This is a genomic window from Saccharopolyspora sp. NPDC003752 (assembly GCF_053605825.1).
Window position 1 is genome coordinate 13331 of the sequence record NZ_JBSGJZ010000039.1, and the last position, 16918, is coordinate 30248.

At 68.6% G+C, this 16918-nt stretch carries 14 protein-coding genes, 1 tRNA gene and 1 pseudogene; 12 read left to right on the forward strand and 4 right to left on the reverse strand.

Annotated elements, in window-relative coordinates; all coding sequences use genetic code 11:
* The first annotated feature begins 143 nt into the window (after window positions 1-143).
* Window positions 144-216 (forward strand) — tRNA-Ala (locus ACWEV3_RS34630).
* A gap of 863 nt (window positions 217-1079) precedes the next feature.
* Here the strand turns inward: ACWEV3_RS34630 and ACWEV3_RS34635 are convergent.
* Together ACWEV3_RS34635 and ACWEV3_RS34640 are read right to left on the reverse strand one after the other, a co-directional pair.
* Entirely contained in the window at window positions 1080-1262 is a 183-nt protein-coding gene (locus tag ACWEV3_RS34635) for a hypothetical protein (RefSeq protein WP_452617934.1), read from the reverse strand.
* Between the two features lie 208 nt (window positions 1263-1470).
* On the reverse strand, window positions 1471-2649 hold the full coding sequence (locus ACWEV3_RS34640; RefSeq protein ID WP_452617935.1) for a helix-turn-helix domain-containing protein: 1179 nt from the start codon (window positions 2647-2649) through the stop codon (window positions 1471-1473).
* A gap of 864 nt (window positions 2650-3513) precedes the next feature.
* Between ACWEV3_RS34640 and ACWEV3_RS34645 the strand changes: the two genes are divergently transcribed.
* The 6 genes from ACWEV3_RS34645 to ACWEV3_RS34670 all read left to right on the forward strand — a co-directional run bounded on the left by ACWEV3_RS34645 (window position 3514) and on the right by ACWEV3_RS34670 (window position 7460).
* Window positions 3514-3780 carry a hypothetical protein gene (locus ACWEV3_RS34645; protein ID WP_452617936.1) on the forward strand — a complete coding sequence of 89 codons (267 nt, stop codon included), beginning with the start codon at window positions 3514-3516 and terminating at the stop codon, window positions 3778-3780.
* A gap of 154 nt (window positions 3781-3934) precedes the next feature.
* Window positions 3935-4357, forward strand: a complete 423-nt coding sequence (locus ACWEV3_RS34650; protein WP_452617937.1) for an SRPBCC family protein — start codon at window positions 3935-3937, stop codon at window positions 4355-4357.
* Between the two features lie 118 nt (window positions 4358-4475).
* Window positions 4476-4946, forward strand: a complete 471-nt coding sequence (locus ACWEV3_RS34655; RefSeq protein WP_452617938.1) for an NUDIX hydrolase — start codon at window positions 4476-4478, stop codon at window positions 4944-4946.
* Window positions 4947-5236: 290 nt separating this feature from the next.
* A complete protein-coding gene (locus ACWEV3_RS34660) occupies window positions 5237-5737 on the forward strand; it encodes a polyketide cyclase (RefSeq protein ID WP_452617939.1) in 501 nt (166 codons plus the stop codon).
* Window positions 5738-5899: 162 nt separating this feature from the next.
* Window positions 5900-6889, forward strand: coding sequence for an oxygenase MpaB family protein (locus ACWEV3_RS34665; RefSeq protein ID WP_452617940.1), 990 nt, complete (start codon window positions 5900-5902; stop codon window positions 6887-6889).
* 94 nt (window positions 6890-6983) lie between these two features.
* Window positions 6984-7460, forward strand: a complete 477-nt coding sequence (locus ACWEV3_RS34670; protein WP_452617941.1) for a VanZ family protein — start codon at window positions 6984-6986, stop codon at window positions 7458-7460.
* A gap of 26 nt (window positions 7461-7486) precedes the next feature.
* Here the strand turns inward: ACWEV3_RS34670 and ACWEV3_RS34675 are convergent.
* Window positions 7487-7647: pseudogene (locus tag ACWEV3_RS34675) on the reverse strand (alpha/beta hydrolase); the annotation flags it as partial.
* 255 nt (window positions 7648-7902) lie between these two features.
* On the opposite strand from ACWEV3_RS34675, the gene ACWEV3_RS34680 reads away from it, so the two are divergent.
* The 5 genes from ACWEV3_RS34680 (at window position 7903) to ACWEV3_RS34700 (ending at window position 13687) form a co-directional block, all read left to right on the forward strand.
* On the forward strand, window positions 7903-8262 hold the full coding sequence (locus ACWEV3_RS34680) for a hypothetical protein (protein ID WP_452617942.1): 360 nt from the start codon (window positions 7903-7905) through the stop codon (window positions 8260-8262).
* A 366-nt stretch (window positions 8263-8628) separates the two neighbouring features.
* Window positions 8629-9492 (forward strand): DUF4097 family beta strand repeat-containing protein, encoded by an 864-nt coding sequence (locus tag ACWEV3_RS34685; RefSeq protein ID WP_452617943.1) that lies wholly within the window; start codon window positions 8629-8631, stop codon window positions 9490-9492.
* A gap of 75 nt (window positions 9493-9567) precedes the next feature.
* Complete coding sequence (locus ACWEV3_RS34690; protein WP_452617944.1) at window positions 9568-11844, forward strand: DPP IV N-terminal domain-containing protein; 2277 nt, start codon at window positions 9568-9570, stop codon at window positions 11842-11844.
* Between the two features lie 161 nt (window positions 11845-12005).
* On the forward strand, window positions 12006-12947 hold the full coding sequence (locus ACWEV3_RS34695; protein ID WP_452617945.1) for an ATP-binding cassette domain-containing protein: 942 nt from the start codon (window positions 12006-12008) through the stop codon (window positions 12945-12947).
* Window positions 12944-13687: an ABC transporter permease gene (locus ACWEV3_RS34700; RefSeq protein WP_452617946.1), complete on the forward strand. Its 744-nt coding sequence runs from the start codon at window positions 12944-12946 to the stop codon at window positions 13685-13687. The genes ACWEV3_RS34695 and ACWEV3_RS34700 overlap by 4 nt, the downstream gene beginning before the upstream one ends.
* Here ACWEV3_RS34700 and ACWEV3_RS34705 read toward each other — a convergent pair.
* Window positions 13671-16811, reverse strand: a complete 3141-nt coding sequence (locus ACWEV3_RS34705; RefSeq protein ID WP_452617947.1) for a BTAD domain-containing putative transcriptional regulator — start codon at window positions 16809-16811, stop codon at window positions 13671-13673. The genes ACWEV3_RS34700 and ACWEV3_RS34705 overlap by 17 nt on opposite strands.
* Window positions 16812-16918 lie beyond the last annotated feature (107 nt).

Consider the following 16918-nt stretch of genomic DNA (forward strand, 5'->3'; position numbering starts at 1 on the left):
CGGTGTAGCAGCTCGACCGAGCCCGTGGGTAGATCCAACAGGGGGGACCCCCCCTGAAAACCCCTCCGGAGCCTGTTGTACTGTTATGGCACACGAGATGAGCGGGGCGGAAACGAACCGAACACCTCGGGAAAACAGAACGAGGGGCTGTGGCGCAGCTGGTAGCGCACTTGACTGGCAGTCAAGGGGTCACGGGTTCGAATCCCGTCAGCTCCACTCGATCGAAGGCGCATCCTGCTCGGCGGGGTGCGCCTTCGCTGTTCTTCGATCTCGTCATTTTTCCTGAGGGTGCGACCCCCAGGTCCTGCCCGGGGTGGTCCCCGGACCCCCCATCTCTGTGGTTGCGGATTCGAGGGCCGGACCACTGCGAAATGCCAGTCGATCGGCGGGCGGGTCACGCGGCACGGAGCTGAGGATCGACGCGGGTGCTCGTAGCCGAGCTTGTTCACGACCTCGGTCACCCTGTTGTCGCTGTGACCGACCAGCCGAGAGATGTTTTCAATCCGAGTGCCCGAGTCGGACATGTCGTCGAGGCGCTTGATGATGTTGAGCCCGGAGGTCCGTAAGATCCGGCACCGCAGCGTGGCGCGGTGCGCGAGGAGGCCGGATGTCCGTTGTGGATGAAGTAGGCCATCGGGCACTCACATGCCATCCCGAAGGCGTAGAGCCGGCCACGCATCGCTTCATCTACCAAGACGGCGAGGTAGTGCACCACGTGCTTGCCGCAGATTGTCGGCGGCTCGATCATGCCGCCGACAGCCTGACTCGGCGTTAGCTCGGTGAGAAGCTGCTCAAGGGTTAGTCCGGCACTAGCGGTGCTGGTTCAGTGCTTGCGGACCGCGCGGACTACGACGTACAGCACTGCGATGACAACGGCCAGGGTAGCGGCGATCACAGCGATCTCGACGATGTTGATGTTTTCAACGCTGAACATGCCTCACATTGTTCAACATCGCCAAGACCACGGGACATACCCCTGAACAGGGTATGCCCCGCCGCGTCGTTGAATCAGGGTTTGATCTGCTTGCGGTCCCGGGCCCAGCCGATCGCGGCGGTGGCGATGAAGAGCACGCCGCCGATCACGGCGAGCCAGAGCAGCCCCTTGATGACGAAGCCCCTTCGAGCGCCGGCCGCGCGCAGGTGTGGGCGTCCTCGTGCTCGTTGAGCTCTTGGCGGTCGCGGATCTCCACGCCGCAGTGGTAGCAGGACCGGGAGAGGCGTTCGAGCTGCTGGTGACGCGTCTCGCCCGGTCGGCGCTCCATGTGCGGACGCCATGCTGACGGCAACCCCATCGCGGGTCACCGCTCTGGCTTCTTCGAGCGACCGGCAATCAACCAGCCAACGAACAGCGGACCGAAGATCAGCGCCCACAGCAACAGTCCAAGTAGGACACCCAGAGTTCCTTGCATCTCCGAACTGTCGCCCCGGCGGCCAGCGATACTTTGCCACCGGGGCAAACACTCGATCGGGCTATACGTGCAGGTCAGCCCGGTAGGCCATGCCGCGAAGCTCTCGGCCAACTGCGTCCCGCTTGGCTTTGGCGACCAGCTCGGCGAGCGTGGAGCATGTGAACGGGTGCCGATGTACGTGCTCTGGTGAGATCTGCTCGGCCCGTCGAAGCATCATCACCGCGGCGTCGCGCTGCTTTGGCAGCCGCGCGAGTGCGCGCCCGTACTCCCGCCAGTAGACCGCCTGTCGCGCTCGAACCGTCAGCGCGTCGGCGTTCACTGACTCGGCGATCGCCGCGGCCTCGATATGGTCGGCGACCTCCAGCGCCCCCTGCATTCGCCACACCGCGACGTTGGAAGGGCCGAAACCGAAGCCCAGCAGGTTGGTTTCGCCGGTCCGGTCAGCGAGCTCGGCAGCGTGCTCAAGCGCCGCCGATCGCTCCGCCTGGTCCTTCCGGGCAGCCGAAACCAACGACGACGCCAGGGTCAGCGAACCGGCTAGCTGTAGCTCCTCGGTGGTGACCAACGGCAACTCCACGGCCGCGAGCGTTCGCGCGGCGAGATCGAAAGCGCCGGCCGACAACAGCCCGAGCGCCGTTCCATACGCACTCACCCCGAGCGAAACCGGTTCGTCGAGCCGCTCGGCGGCCTGCCGCGCGAACGTTGCCGCCTGCCACGACAAGTCCATCGGGGCACCGACCGTCACCAACCACGCCTGCGTGCCCTGCATGTGAGCTAGCGCCAGCAACCGAAGCACCTCCGGTTCGCCGTGGCGTGTGTTCGCGGTCGTATGCAGGTCGCGAATCAAGGACGGCAGAGCAGCGCCTACGCGGGTGTTGTCGGCGTCATTCAGTGCGGCAAGGACCTGCTGAACCCGCGTCGCGAGATGCTCGGTCGGCTGGACCTCACCCCGGGGCTCGTCGAGGCTCACCGCGAGCAACGCCAGCCGGATCTCCGCCAGCGCCAGATCATCACCACGTTCGAGCGGGCCCGCCAGTGCGGTGCCCGTCAGCTCGCTCGGTGCGACTTCCAGCGCATTTGCCAGAGCCACGACCAGCGACCGCCGGTCGAGCGCGCGCTCGCCAGACTCCAGGCGCGAAAGGTATGACGCGGAAATGCCTGCCAGACCAGCGATAACCGTCAGCGATTTGCCGCGAGCCTTGCGGATCTCGCGGAGCTTCTTCCCGATTGCCTCAGCCATGGGGACCTACTTCGCGGAGTTGACCTCTTCGCGCGCCCCCGGCCCGTCGACCGGGGGGACCTCCGCGAAGAGGTGCCCACCAGGGTAGCGACAGCCGGGCCGAGTGACGAGAGGCTGATCTCCCCACCGACGCTTCACAGCGGTGAGGCGTCACCTTTGTCACCTTGTCACCGGACGGTCGGTGACCTGCATAAGCACGGCGACACTCGCGGTCTTGCGGTGTCACTTCGAGTGCTAAGCGGCTTCCGGCTCCTGTGGTCGTTACCTATCGTTCTGGCCAACCAATGCGGTCTCCGGGCTTCTCATGAGGAGCTGAGATGGCCTGTGGGCGCCGTTCCAGGGGCGGCAAGGGTTTGGGCGGGGGAGCAGGACGAAGAAGGCTGGAACATTGGGTGATTTGCCCGATTTCCCAAGGTTTCGGCCTTCGGTGTGCGCCGGGAAAACGCTTGGTTGATCCCAAGATGGATGTGGACCTGGCGTGGACCACCTGTGGACCGCGAAGCCAGCGACGGGTGCGAAACGCGCAGGTCGCCGCAACGGAGGCGAACACGGATCGGGGCCCTTCCCGGAGTCGGGCTGCTGCTATCCAGCGGGATCGCGTCAGCAGACCAGGACACCACCACGTACGTGCTACGAACCTACGATGCGGATGGCCACTTGGTGTCCGTCGTCGGCGATACCAGCGGAACGGCCGATGTCGCATGCAGCAGCAGTCTCGAATACCCGCACTACGGATATGAAGCGGGTTTCGTCGCTCCGATTCAGGGGCCGATCGGCAACGGGGACACCCCGCTGGTGCCCGTGACCACGCCCTAACGCAGGGAGGCTGCGATCATGGAGATTAGGCCCGTAGATGAGCGGGATGTGACGAGCGAGGATGATCATCCTGTCTTTCGGGTGTACCTGTGGTCGCAGCCCTTCTCCAATGTCCACGTTCCTCCGGAACGGGTTGGCTGGTGGAACTACTCCCATGAGCTCACAGGGTGCGACGTGCACCAAGCAATTGCGTGGGCACAGGACAACCTCGCCGAAGCCGGCCAGTACACCTTGTATGTGTGCTATCGGAGGGAGGGCGGCGACTTGACCGCAATCCGGATCGCAGGCAAGGATCCGACACAGATCGACGCGTAGCGTCCTGCCGATCCGAACTCCGTTGGAGCGTCAAAGCGTTCGGGGTGGGTGCTGCAGAAGTCCCGCCGTGGCCAGGATTCGTACCGCCGCTGGCGCTACCGGCGGTGTGGGTTCGGCGCGATGCAGGCGTACGGTGCTCTCAAGGAGGGTGTGAATGCGACACGAGACCACCGTGGCCATCGCCGCATCCCCAGCTGTGGTGTGGGCTCTGCTGGCGGACGTGCCGAACTGGCCCGAGTGGACGCCCACCGCGACCTCGATCGCGGCGTTGGACGGGGAACTGCGGGTTGGCCACCGGTTCCTGGTCAAGCAGCCGGGGGTTGCCGCCGCCGTTTGGGACGTCATCGCGGTCGAGCCGGGGGTTTCGTTCGATTGGGCGACCCGGTTCGGGGGTGGGCGGATGGTCGCCGCGCACCGGATCGAGGCCACCGACTCGGGCAGCGAGGTGCGGTTGCGGATCGACTTCACCGGCGGGTTCGCCTGGCTGCTCACGCCGGTGGTGGCGGGCCGCATCCGCCGGTTCGTCGAGTCCGAGGCCGCGGCTCTGAAGCGGACCTGCGAAGCACCCGGCCGCTGACCAGTAGTCCACTGTGGTCGCTGCTGGTGGCTTTTCCGCAGGCCTCCGACAAATGGCCTGAACTGCCACAACGTCGTCTGGGACGTGGCCGGTCCGCCGAAGTGGTAGACACGCTGACGTGCCGAAACGCGACTACTACAACGACCCCGATGCCCCGGCGGCCAACAGCATCGTCGTGGCGGTCGCTGCCTTCGTCCAGGACGACACGGGTCGAGTCCTGATGATCCGCCGAACCGACAACGACCAGTACGCCATCCCCGGCGGCGCGCAGGACATCGGCGAGACGGTGGCGCAGGCGGCGGTCCGCGAGACGGCCGAAGAAACCGGCATCGACATCGCGATCACCGGGCTGATCGGCGTCTACTCCGATCCCAGGCACGTCATCGCCTACGACGACGGAGAAGTTCGCCAGGAGTTCTCCGTCTGCTTCCGCGCCCGCCCCATCGGCGGAACACCCCGCACCAGCGGCGAAAGCAAAGGGGTCCACTGGATTGCCCCCGCAGACATCGCCGCGCTCAACATCGGCCAGGCCAACCGCCTCCGCATCGAGCACGGCTTGCAGCAGCGCGCTGAGCCTTATATCGGCTGATCAGCGGAAGCGAGCGAGTAGGGCTGCAACAGAGGGGATCCGGCCCGGGACTGCCTATTCCCGACACTGAGTCGCCCGCTGCAAGCTGATCGAGCCGAGAAAGCGTCCGGGGCGCGGATATCCCGTCGGGTACGACCAGAGTACTTCTGAACGAGGCTCTCAGATCGCCGTAGATCGCACCCTTTCCAGGGATGCGTTGTGTAACGATGGCGATGGAAAGGTGCGACGCAGTTGTTCTCCTCGCCAACGCCGTACCGAGCTTCGAACACCACAACGGGGAGGATGGACGCATGATCGGTGACCGGTGGGGCGTGAGCGACAGCGAGATCCGGCGCTCCTACCCGTGCGACGACTACGTCACCTCACCCGCGCTGAAGGCGTGGCGGGGTGTGAGTGTCGAGGCGCCTGCCGAAGCGGTGTGGCCGTGGGTCGCGCAAGTAAGGCTCGCGCCGTACTCGTACGACTGGATCGACAACCTCGGCCGCCGCTCCCCTCGCGAGTTGGTGGGTCTTCCCGTGCCGCAAGTCGGAGAAAGGTTCACTGCCGCTGGCGGGCGCAGACTGGGCCGGATCGTCTCGGTCGACGCGGGGAAGCAGTTGACGGGCACCATCATGGGCGCCTTCATGTCCTACGTCCTAGTGCCCCAGGACAACGACGCGACGCGCCTTCTGCTCAAGGTCGTCATGCAAACCAGCCGCTGGGTGGCTGTCGGGTTGTCCGTCGGTGATCTGATCATGGCTCGACGGCAGTTGCTGAACCTGAAGCGGCTCGCCGAGCAGCACCAGCACTGAGCTGCGGGCTGGTGTTCGCCGTCGGCGGGGCTGTATTCGCCGCCGGATGCGACGCGGCGAGTCGGCCGAGGGTGGCCTCGATGTCGTTGAGGTGCCTGATGTTGAGCCGGGAGTTCCGTAAGATCCGGCACTGCAGCGTGATGTGGTGCGCGAGGAGGCCGGATGTCCGTTGTCGCCAAGCCTGTTCCCACAAGTGCATGGGGGCCTCGGGTCGCGCTCTCCCAGCTGCTGCACCCGCCGCGGTTGCGCCGTCCGCGTGCCGACCACGGCCTGTTCGGTCCGGGTTCGGCGGTCTGGGAGGTGTGGCTTTACCCCACGGCCTACATCGCACCCTTGCGCGCGGCGATCGTGCAGATGTTCCAGCCCGCGACGGCGGCGGGAGTTTCGCAGAACAGCGTCTATCAACGCGACCCGCTCGGGCGGCTGCGGCGTACCGCCGGTTACTTCATCACGGTGGTGTTCGGCGACGGCCGATCGGTGGTCACGGCTGCCGATCGGCTGCGCCGGGTGCATGACCGAGTCACCGGGCACGATCCGGTCAGCGGCATTCGATATGCCGCCAACGAACCGGAAAATCAGCTATGGGTGCACATGACGACGTGGCACTCGGTGTTGTACTGCTACGAACGCTATGGACCGGGGCCCCTGGCCCCCGAACGGGAGCGGGAGTTCTGGCGGGGGTGCCAGATCAGCTCCGAATTGCAGGGCCTTGATCCCGCCGAGGTCCCGGGGTCGCGAACCGAGGTGCGGGAGTACTTCGCTTCCATGCGACCGCGAATGTGCGTTTCGGAGGATGCTCGCGAGATCATCGACTGGCTGCTCAAACCCACCTCATCCGAATTGAGGCTGCTCAAGCCAGTGCTCGTGCTGCTCGCAAGGGCCGCCGCCGCCACGCTGCCGGCCTACATGCGTGAGCTCGGCGGCTTCAACCGCTCGCGAGTTGTGGACGGCGCCGTCGCGCCCGTGGTCCGCATGGCGAGCCGCGTCATGACCCTGCGGCCGCTGCGCCGCATTGGCGCGGCGGTCAGCCCCGAGGCCTACGCCCTCCGCGTTGCTGCCGCATCCGGCCCGGCCCCGAGCCGGAACACGACCGTCACCGTTGCCGAAGCCCGTAGGCAACTCGCCGACGAACCTGGTGACGGCGCCACATAACAAGATCGCTTTACGCGCAACCCGAAGCGGCCGTCACCGTCTTACTGGTGTGACGGTCGTTTGGCAAAGCTGGGGGCACGTGGTCCTTGCGTCGATGCTCGCGTTGCCGGTGTTGGCGCTAGCCGTCTTCGCCCTGGCGCGGTGGCGGACGTGGGGCGGAACAGCGCCGGGCACGGCGTTGCGTCGATCTTTGTCCGAGGTGGGCGCCATCGCCGGAACATTGCCCTGGCTGTGGATGGTGCTCACACCGACATCCGGTGCGCGGGGCGTGTCGCTGATCCCGCTGCAGGACCTGGTTGCGCTGCTCGACGCACGCGTGGCAACCGTGGTCGTTCAGGTCGGAGGCAACCTGTTGGTGCTCGCCGCTTTTGGCGCATTCGTTCCTGTCCGGTTCGCCGCTTTGGCTCGGCTGCACCGGGTGGCTGCTGCTTCGGCAGGAGTGTCGGCGACGATCGAATTGCTGCAGTACGTGCTCGATCTCGGTCGGGTCAGCTCCGTGGACGACGTGCTCATGAACACCGCAGGCGCGACGATCGCCGCGCTGCTCACTCGCCGTTGGTGGGCGAAGTAGGCAACCGCCATCGGTCGGTTGCTCGGCATCAACGGGTCTGCGCGGATGAGTTCGAGGACGGCGTCGACGTGGCCGTCGACCATCCGTGCGCCGCACATCGGCATACCCAGGTGCACTCGTCAGGCAGGCACCCGGTCATGGGCAGTGCGGCCGCGAAGGCCGCGTCCATGCGGGGCGCATCCAGCATGACGGCGCGGGGCCGTCGGTGACGCCGGTCGGGGAAGGCCAACGACGGCGCTCGCGTCCGGCTGCTGTTCGGCGACCCGGCGATACTCAGCTGGGTGATGTGCGTGCTGGTGGCCAACGGTGTCGCCGCGCCGGGCGTGTGTGAATGGCGGGTCCGGAACGGCCGGACACCGGCAGCATGCGAAGGGGAATGCTCATGAGATTCACCGGACGAGCAGCGCGAGGCGGAGTCGTTGTCGCCGCCGCCACCGCGTTGGTGCTGGCCGCGCCGGCCGCGGCGAGCACGAGCGGCGTCACTGCGCGGGAAGGCGCCTGCGCCATGGGGCAAACGCTGTGCAACACCACCTACGGCACCGGCAACAGCGTCAAGCAGATCGTGGCTTGGCGGAACACGAATGTGACAGCAGAGATCGGATTCTTCGAGATCTTCGGACCGGGCACTTACAAGGTGACCGGTCCCACCAACCGGGAACAGGACCACACCTTCCAGGTCAACGCGAACTTCCCGCGAGGCTCGCTGCTCTGCGTGACCTTCTGGGGGAAGAACGCCAACGGCTCCTTTACCAAATACGGCGGCAAGAACGGCAACGCCTGCACTTCAACCCCCATCGGCTGACCGCGGCCGGATCCGGGAACAAGCGGCTTGAGCGTTCCCGGCCGCCATGACACCCCCGGCCGGCCTCGGCACCGTGGCTGCCGCATACCAGTGCGGCAGCCACGGCGCGGGCCGCACTGACCGAAACGGCATTGCGGGTGTGGGGAGCTGGCTTCTGGCCTGCCCGCGTCGAAGCGGTGATAGCCCTTGCCGCACAACGCCTTCGGCTCGGATGTGGGCTTTTGCCGTGTCCGGAAGGAGAAGGCGACCCCTGGTTGGGTGGATTGACGTCGGTGAGCTGGGGTTTTGCCGGTGGCGGTGGCGCGTCAGGGGTGGCGTCAGGGCTGTGACCGTTCGGTGTCAGGTCTGCCGGTGATCGTGGTTGTCATGACAGCCACGACTCCTCAGGAGGCCACCGCCATGCAGACCTTCGACACCCCTCGCCCGATCTCCGCGACCGTCGACATCACCTTCGGGAACATCCGGTTCGTCGCCGGCGATCGTGCCGACACCGTCGTCGAGGTTCGGCCGATCGACCCGTCGTGGGAGCTCGACGTCAAGGCCGCCGATCAGACCGACATCGAGTTCGCCAACGGGAAGCTCGTGGTCAAGCAGCCGAAGCTGCGCAACCTGTGGACCACCAAGTACGGCACGGTGGAGGTGCTTGTCGAGCTGCCGACCGGGTCGGACGTGCGGGGTGACACCGCGAACGGCGGGTTCCTCGTCGAGGGCGCGGTCGGCTCGTGCCAGCTGAAGACCCCCACCGGGGACATCCAGGTCGAGCAGGCCACCGGCGCTCGGCTGCGGACCACCGCCGGCAAGATCAGCGTGGACCGCGTGACCGGCCAGGCCGACGTCAGCGGGAACGGGGAGATCCGGCTCCGGCAGGTCGGCGGCGGCGCGGTGGTCAAGAACATCGGCGGCGACACCTGGGTCGGCGCGGTCGCCGGCGACCTGCGGGTCAGCTCGTCCAACGGCGCCATCACCGTCGACGTGGCACGTGGCGAGGTCGACGCCAAGACCGCCTGCGGCGACATCCGCGTCGGCGAGCTCGGCAGCGGCGCGGTCGACCTGTACACCCCCACCGGCGTGGTGGAGGTCGGCGTCCCCCAGGGCACCGCTGTCCGATTGGACGCGCATACCTCGGTCGGCCGGGTGCGCAACGACCTGGCGGTCTCCGAGCAGACCGACCGAACCGTCAAGGTGCGCGCCCGCAGCCACGGCGGCGACATCATCGTCCGCCGCGCCTGACGCCCTCGCGCCCCTTCGTCCCCTGCCGTGATGGCACCGCCGTGCCCGAAATCGACACCGAAAAGGACAGAACAGATGACCACCACCCGGGACTACCAGGCCGCGGAGCAGCTCCTCCGTCGAGCCGCCCGCCCCGGCGAGCTCGTCGTCGGCGACAAGATCAGGCCGCAGTGGATCGACGGGGGAGACCGTTTCTGGTACGGGGTGAGCACTGGGGCCGGCAAGCGGTTCGTGCTGGTCGACCCGGCGGCGGGCACCCGCGAGCCGGCTTTCGACCACGCCCGGCTCGCCGCCGCGCTGGCCGCGGCCTCCGGGCAGCAGGTCGACCCCGAGGCGTTGCCGTTCCGGGCCATCGAGCCGAGCGGGAACGCCGTGGAGTTCGACGCGTTCGGCGAACGTTGGCGCTGCCTCCTGGACAGCTACGCCTGCGAGCGGGCCGAGGGCACGCCGCCGGGCAACCCGCTGGAGGTGCCGTCACCCGACAAGAAGTTCGCGGTGTTCCAGCGGGGGCACGACCTGTGGGCGCGCTCCCTTTCCGATGGCCGCGAGTGGGCGCTGACCACCGACGGCGAGCCCGCCTACCAGTACGGCTCCGGCCCGGACTGCACGCGCAACCCCACGCTGCTGCGCAAGTTCGGCCTGCCGCACCTGCCGCCGGCCGTGGCCTGGTCGCCCGACTCGACGCGCGTGCTGGCGCACCGGACCGATGAGCGCGGCGTCCGGCAGACCCACCTGGTCGAGGCCAGGCCCGCCGACGGCCGCGCCCCGGTGTTGCGCACCCAGCGGTACGCCTACGCCGGGGACGAGAACATGCCGCGGGCCGAGCTGGTCGTGCTGGACGTCGCCGAGGGCACGGTGATCCGCGCGCAGGCCGAGCCGCTGCTCATGGCGCAGCTGTCGCCGATCACGATCAAGTGGGCTTGGTGGGCGGACGACGGCTCGGCGGTGTACTACCTCGGCCAGCCCCGCGACCTGCACACGCTCACCCTGCACCGGCTGGACCCGGCCACCGGTGCGGTCACCACCGTGCTCAGCGAGACCGGGGCCACCCGCGTGGAGCCCAACCAGTGGATGACCGCGGAGCCGATCGTGCGGGTGCTGGCCGACGAGGTGCTGTGGTACTCGCAGCGGGACGGCTGGGGCCACCTGTACCGGTACGACCTGCACACCGGCGCCCTGCTCGGACAGGTCACCTCCGGGCAGTGGGCGGTGCGGCAGATCCTGCACGTCGACGAGGCCGAGCGGGTGGTGTACTTCACCGCCTCCGGGCTGGTCGCGGAGGACCCGTACCGGCGCACGGTGTGCCGGGCGAACCTGGACGGCACCGGCTTCGCCAAGGTCACCGACGACGCGCTGGACCACATCGTGACGGCGCCGGACACCATGGCGTACTTCGTCGACTCGGCGTCCACTGTCGACACTCCTCCGGTGTCCAGCGTCCGGGACTGGACCGGGCGGGTGCTGGTCGAGTTGGAGCGCGCCGACATCGGCAAGCTCACCGCCATCGGCTGGACGCCGCCGGAACGCTTCCGCGTCAAGGCGGCCGACGGGGTGACGGACATCTACGGCGTGCTGTACCGGCCGAGGGGGTTCGATCCCGCGCAGCGCTACCCGGTGGTGGACAGCGTGTACCCCGGCCCGCACCTCACCCGGGTCGACCCGTGCTTCGACCCCGGCGGGATGGGCGCCGACGCGGAACCCATCGCGGCGCTGGGCTTCGTGGTGGTCGCGGTGGACGGGCGGGGCACCCCGGGGCGGAGCAAGGCCTTCCACGACGCCTCCTACGGCCACCTGGCCGACGCGGGCTGCCTGGCCGACCACGTCGCGGCTCTGCGGCAGCTGGCCGAAACCCGGCCGTGGATGGACCTGGACCGGGTGGGCGCGTTCGGCCACTCCGGAGGCGGGTTCGCCACCGTGCGGGCGATGCTGGACTTCCCCGAGGTCTACAAGGCCGGCGTCGCCCTCGCCGGCTCGCACGACCCGCGCTACTTCACCCTGGGCTACGCGGAGGCCTACGACGGCGCGGACAACCCCGGGGCATGGGCTCGCGCGTCCAATGTGGACATCGCCGACCGGTTGGCGGGCAAGCTGCTGCTCATCCACGGCGAGATGGACGACCAGGTCCACCCGGTCCACACGCTGCGGCTGGCCGACCGGCTCATCGCCGCAGGCAAGGACTTCGAGCTGCTCATCGTGCCCGGGGCCGAGCACCTGTTCATCGACTGCCTGCAATACGTCCGCACGCGCGGCTGGGACTTCCTGGTGCGCGAGCTGCTGGGCACGCAGCCGCCCGCCTACCGCCCCGCCCCCATCTCCATCGACCCTGAGTTGCTCGGCGAGCTCTTCGCCTGAGCCGAAAACCCGATCCCCACCAGCGATCGCGGACACCGGGCCGAGCAGGCAGATTGCCTGCTCGGCCCGCTGTGCGCGCTCAGGCGGGCGCGCACGCCGTGTCAGGAGTCGTGTCAGGCCGACGGCAGGTCGGTGTCAGGTCGGCCGATGACAGTGATCGCATGACGGAATCAGCGATCACGGCTTCCGGGCTGCGGAAGTCCTACCAGGACAAGATCGTGCTCGACGGCATAGATCTGAACGTCCGTGCGGGCACGGTCTTCTCCCTGCTCGGACCGAATGGGGCGGGCAAGACCACGACGGTGAACGTGCTGACCACGTTGGCGAAGGCCGACGGTGGGACGGTCCGCGTGGCCGGGCACGACGTCGCGACCGAGGCCGGGGCGGTGCGCGCGGCGATCGGGGTCACCGGCCAGTTCGCGGCGGTGGACGAGCTGCTGACGGGGCAGGAGAACCTGCAGCTGATGGTGGACCTGAACCGGGTCCCCACCGGCGGCGGCAAGCGGATCGTCGCGGAGCTGCTGGAACGCTTCGACCTGGTCGAGTCGGCGCAGAAGCCCGCGTCGACCTATTCCGGGGGCATGCGCCGGAAGCTCGACCTGGCGATGACGCTCGTCGGCAACCCGCGGATCATCTTCCTGGACGAGCCGACGACGGGCCTGGACCCCCGCAGCCGCCGCACGATGTGGTCGATCATCCGCGAGCTGGTGGGCGAGGGCGTGACCATCTTCCTCACCACCCAGTACCTCGAAGAAGCCGACCAGCTCGCCGACCGGATCGCGGTGCTCGACCAGGGCCGCCTCGTCGCCCAGGGCACACCCGACGACCTCAAGCGCCAGATCCCCGGCACGCACGTCCGGCTCCGGTTCACCACCGTCGCCGAACTCGACGCGGCCGCGCGGATCATCGCCGGCGCCACGCGGGACGACGAGGCACTGACCCTGCGGGTTCCCAGCGACGGCGGGACGAAGTCGTTGCGGGCCCTGCTGGACGGGCTCGACGAGCACGCGCTCAGCGCCGAATCCTTCACCGTGCACACGCCGGACCTCGATGACGTCTTCCTCGCCCTCACGGGCCACACCACGGAGGTGGTCGCGAAATGAAGTCCCACTCGATGGTGATGTTGCGCCGCAACTTCAAGCACATCGCCCGGAATCCGACCTCGGTGTTCAACGCGGTCCTGATGCCGGTCGTGGTCATGCTGATGTTCGTGTACATGTTCGGCGATGCCTTCAGCGTCGGCGTCGACTACATCGACTACGCGACGCCGGGCATGCTCCTGCTGGCCGTCTGCTACGGGCTGGGGTCCGTGGCGACGTCGGTGAACTCCGACATGACCAAGGGCATCATCAACCGCTTCAAGGTCATGGACGTCCCCCGCGGTGCGGTGCTGACCGGTCACGTCGTCGCCAGCCTGCTGACCAACCTGGTCGCCATCGCGGCGATCATCGGAGTCGCCTTCCTGCTGGGATTCAGCCCGTCGGCGAGCCTCCTCGACTGGCTCGGCGTGGTCGGTGTCGTCGCGCTGCTCGGTTTCGCGACCGGTTGGCTGACGGTCGCCTTGGGATTGGCGGCGAAGTCCCCGGAAACGGCGGGTCTGGCGTCGGTGCCGCTGGTCATGCTCCCGTTCTTCAGCAGCGCGATCGTGCCGGCGGAGAAGATGGGGCCCGGACTCCGGGAATTCGCGGAGTACCAGCCCTTCACGCCGATCATCGAAACCCTGCGCGGGCTGCTCGACGGCGCGCCGGCCACCGGCGACCTGATCGCCGCCCTCGCCTGGTGCGCCGGGATCGCCCTCGTCGGCTACCTGTGGGCGACCGCCACGTTCAAGAAGCGAGCGTGACCGCGACCAGCTCGCGCCAGCTCGCCTGCGCACCTTCCTGCGTCGCCTCGGTGAACCGCGCGTCACCGAGGCGACTTCGCGCGGCCTGCTCGATCCGGCCCACATCCGGTTGGGAACGATCCGGCAGACCGCGCACGCCGGCGCTCGCCGCGATCAGGCGCGCGGCTTGCTCGTACCCCTCCTGACGCAGCGCCAGGTCCGCGATCCCCACGATCACCTGCGCGATCCCGAGCGCGGTCCCCGCCTCGGACGCCGCCTGGACGGCTGCGGCGCGGTGTTCGCGGGCCTCGTCGAAATCCTCGGCGAGGTAACCGAGCAGGTCGTGCCGCATCACGCGGATGCTCGCCCGCTCGGCGTTGTCACCCAGCATCGCCATCGCGACGTCGAGTTGCCGGCGTGCCTGCTCGGCGTCGCCGCTCCAGCGGGCGAGCTGCGCCTTCGACAGGGCCAGCTCGGTCAGCGCCCCCGGCCAGGCGACCCGTTCCGCGGACCGCTGTGCCTCTGCCATGGCAGCCGCGCTCGACTCCTCGTCCCCCGCCAGCCAGTACAACTGGGCCTGCCGCGACCGCATCGGCACCACGTCCTCGGCGGCGCCGACCTCGGCGACGACCGCGATCGCCTGCTCGTAGTACGTGCACGCGGTGGCGAACTCGCCGCGCACCGCGATTCGGTCCGCCAGCTCGGTCAAGGCGAACGAAGTCCCCCACCGTTCGCCCAGCGCGCGGAACTCGGTGAGCGCCGTCTCGAGATGAGCATCCGCATCCCGGTCGCCGTGGCCGAGGATGATCCGCATCTTGCCCAGCTGCAGCCGGGCAAGAGCGCGCGCCCACGGATCCTCGTCGGTGAGCAGCGGTTCCCACGCGGGAACGTACGCGTCCGGCGTTCGCACCAGGCGCTCCAGCGCGGCGACGAGCCCCACCGCCGGGTGATGGATCTGGACGCGTCGGCTGATCTCGTGAACCTCGTGGATCCAGTCCGCCGCCTGGAACTGGTCGCTCTCCCGCCCGGAGGTCATGAACCCCGTGGCAAGCGCGTACACGATGGCCCGGATCTCGTCGGCCACCTCGCCGGGCATGGCGATCGCCGCCATGACCAGCTCGTTGCCCTCGACCTTGTGCCCGCCGAGCCACCAGTACCAGCCGGCGGTAGCGGCGAGCCGCATCGCGCCGTCCGCCTCGCCGGCGGCGAGCGCACCGCGCATCGCGGCGCCGATGTTGTCGTGCTCGGCTTCGAGCGTGGCGAGCCATTCCAATTGCTCGGCGCGGCGAAGGTGCGGCTCCGCGATCCCGGTGAATTCGGTGAAGTACGCGAGATGCGCACGGCGCGTCAGATCCGATTCCCCCGCCTCCGCGAGGCGCTGCTCGGCGTATTCCTTGATCGTGCCGAGCATCCGGTAGCGCGGCGCCCGGTCGCCCTCGGTGACCACCAGCGACTTCTCGGTCAGCGCGGTCAGCAGGTCGAGCACCTCGCCAGGCTCGACCGCATTGCCTGCGCAGACCTGCTCGGCCGCTTCCAGGCTCGCGCCACCGGCGAACACCGAGAGCCTGCACAGGACCAATCGTTCGGCGTCGGTGAGCAGCTCCCAGCTCCAGTCGATCACCGCGCGCAGCGTCCGGTGCCGGGGCAGCGCGGTCCGGCTGCCGCCGGTCAGCAGGCGGAACCGGTCGTCGAGCCGATTGGCGAGCTGATCGAGGGACATGGTGCGCAACCTGGCCGCGGCGAGTTCGATCGCCAGCGGCATCCCGTCCAGCGCCTGGCAGATGCGCGCCATGGTCGACATCGTGCGGGCGTCGATCGCGAGGTCCTTGCGCACCGCGCCGGCTCGGTCCCGCAGCAGCCGGATGGCCGGAGCGGACTCGATCTCCCCGGGATCGGCGTCTTCCGCGGGGAGGACCAACGGCGCGACCTGCCACAGCGCCTCACCGGTGATGCCGAGGGATTCCCTGCTCGTCGCGAGGATCCGCAGCCGCCGGCACTCGCCGAGCACTCGATGGGCGAATACCGCGGCGGATTCGATCACGTGCTCGCAGTTGTCCAGGACCAGCAACATCTCCCGCTCGCGGAGCGCGGCGATGACCCGATCTGTCGGCTCCGCGTCCGGTGCATCGCCGAGCAGCGCATCCCGCAGTTTGAGCGCGGCGAGCGTCGCTTGCGCCACGTCACCGTCGGGACCGATGGCCGCGAGTTCGACCAGCCAGGCCCCGTCCGGCAGGTCGCCGAGCAGCGTGCGCGCGGTTTCCGCGGCCAGCCGGGTCTTCCCCGAGCCGCCCGGCCCGATCAGGGTGGTGAGCCGGTGTTCGGTGCTGAGTTCGCGGACCGCGGCGACATCGGCGTCCTTGCCGACGTAGCTGGTCAGCTCGGCGCGCAGATTGGTCTTCCGGCCCTCCTCCGGCCGCCCCAACTCGCCCCGCAGCAGCGCGACGTGCAATCCGGAGAGCTCCGGTGAGGGGTCGACGCCCAGCTCGTCGGCCAGGGTTTGCCTCGTGCGCTCGTACACGAGCAGCGCCTCGGTGTCGCGGCCGGTCGCGACGAGGGCGCGCATCAACGCGGCGACGAGCCGTTCCCGCACCGGATGCGCGGCCACCAGGTCGGTCAGTTCCGTGACCAGCTCCGCGCCGTGGCCGAGGCTGATCTCCGCATCGAACCGATCCTCCATGGCTGCCAGGCGCAGCCCTTCGAGCCGGGTGACGGCCGCGTCGAACGCTGCGCTATCGGCCAGACCGACGTCCTGCATGGCCGAACCACGCCACAACGCGAGGGCCTCGCGCAGCCGCTGCACGCCCCGTGGATCCGCGTCGTCGCGGGCGTGGGCGACGAGGCGTTCGAACCGAACGGCGTCGACGGCGTCGGGTTCCACCCTCAACCGGTAGCCGTTCGGCTGCCCCTCGACCGACCCTTCCGGCAGCGCCTTCCGCAGCCGGGAAACCAAGCGCTGCAAGGCATTCGTCGCGTCGGCGGGCGGGTTCTCGCCCCAGATCCAGTCGACGAGCGTCGACTTCGGGACCACACGACCCGGTTCGAGCGCGAGCGCGATCAACAGCCCGCGCAACCGGGCGCCCGGCACGTCGGCTAGGACGCCGTCATCCGCGCGAACCTCGAATGATCCAAGCATCCCGATCTGCACCCGGCTGATTTTGCCATGGGCGACGGGCATGCCTCCGGCTGTTGACGTGACGCAGGAGGCGTTTCCGCCGTGGTCGGTGTCAGAGCCGTGTCAGGCGCATGTCAGGT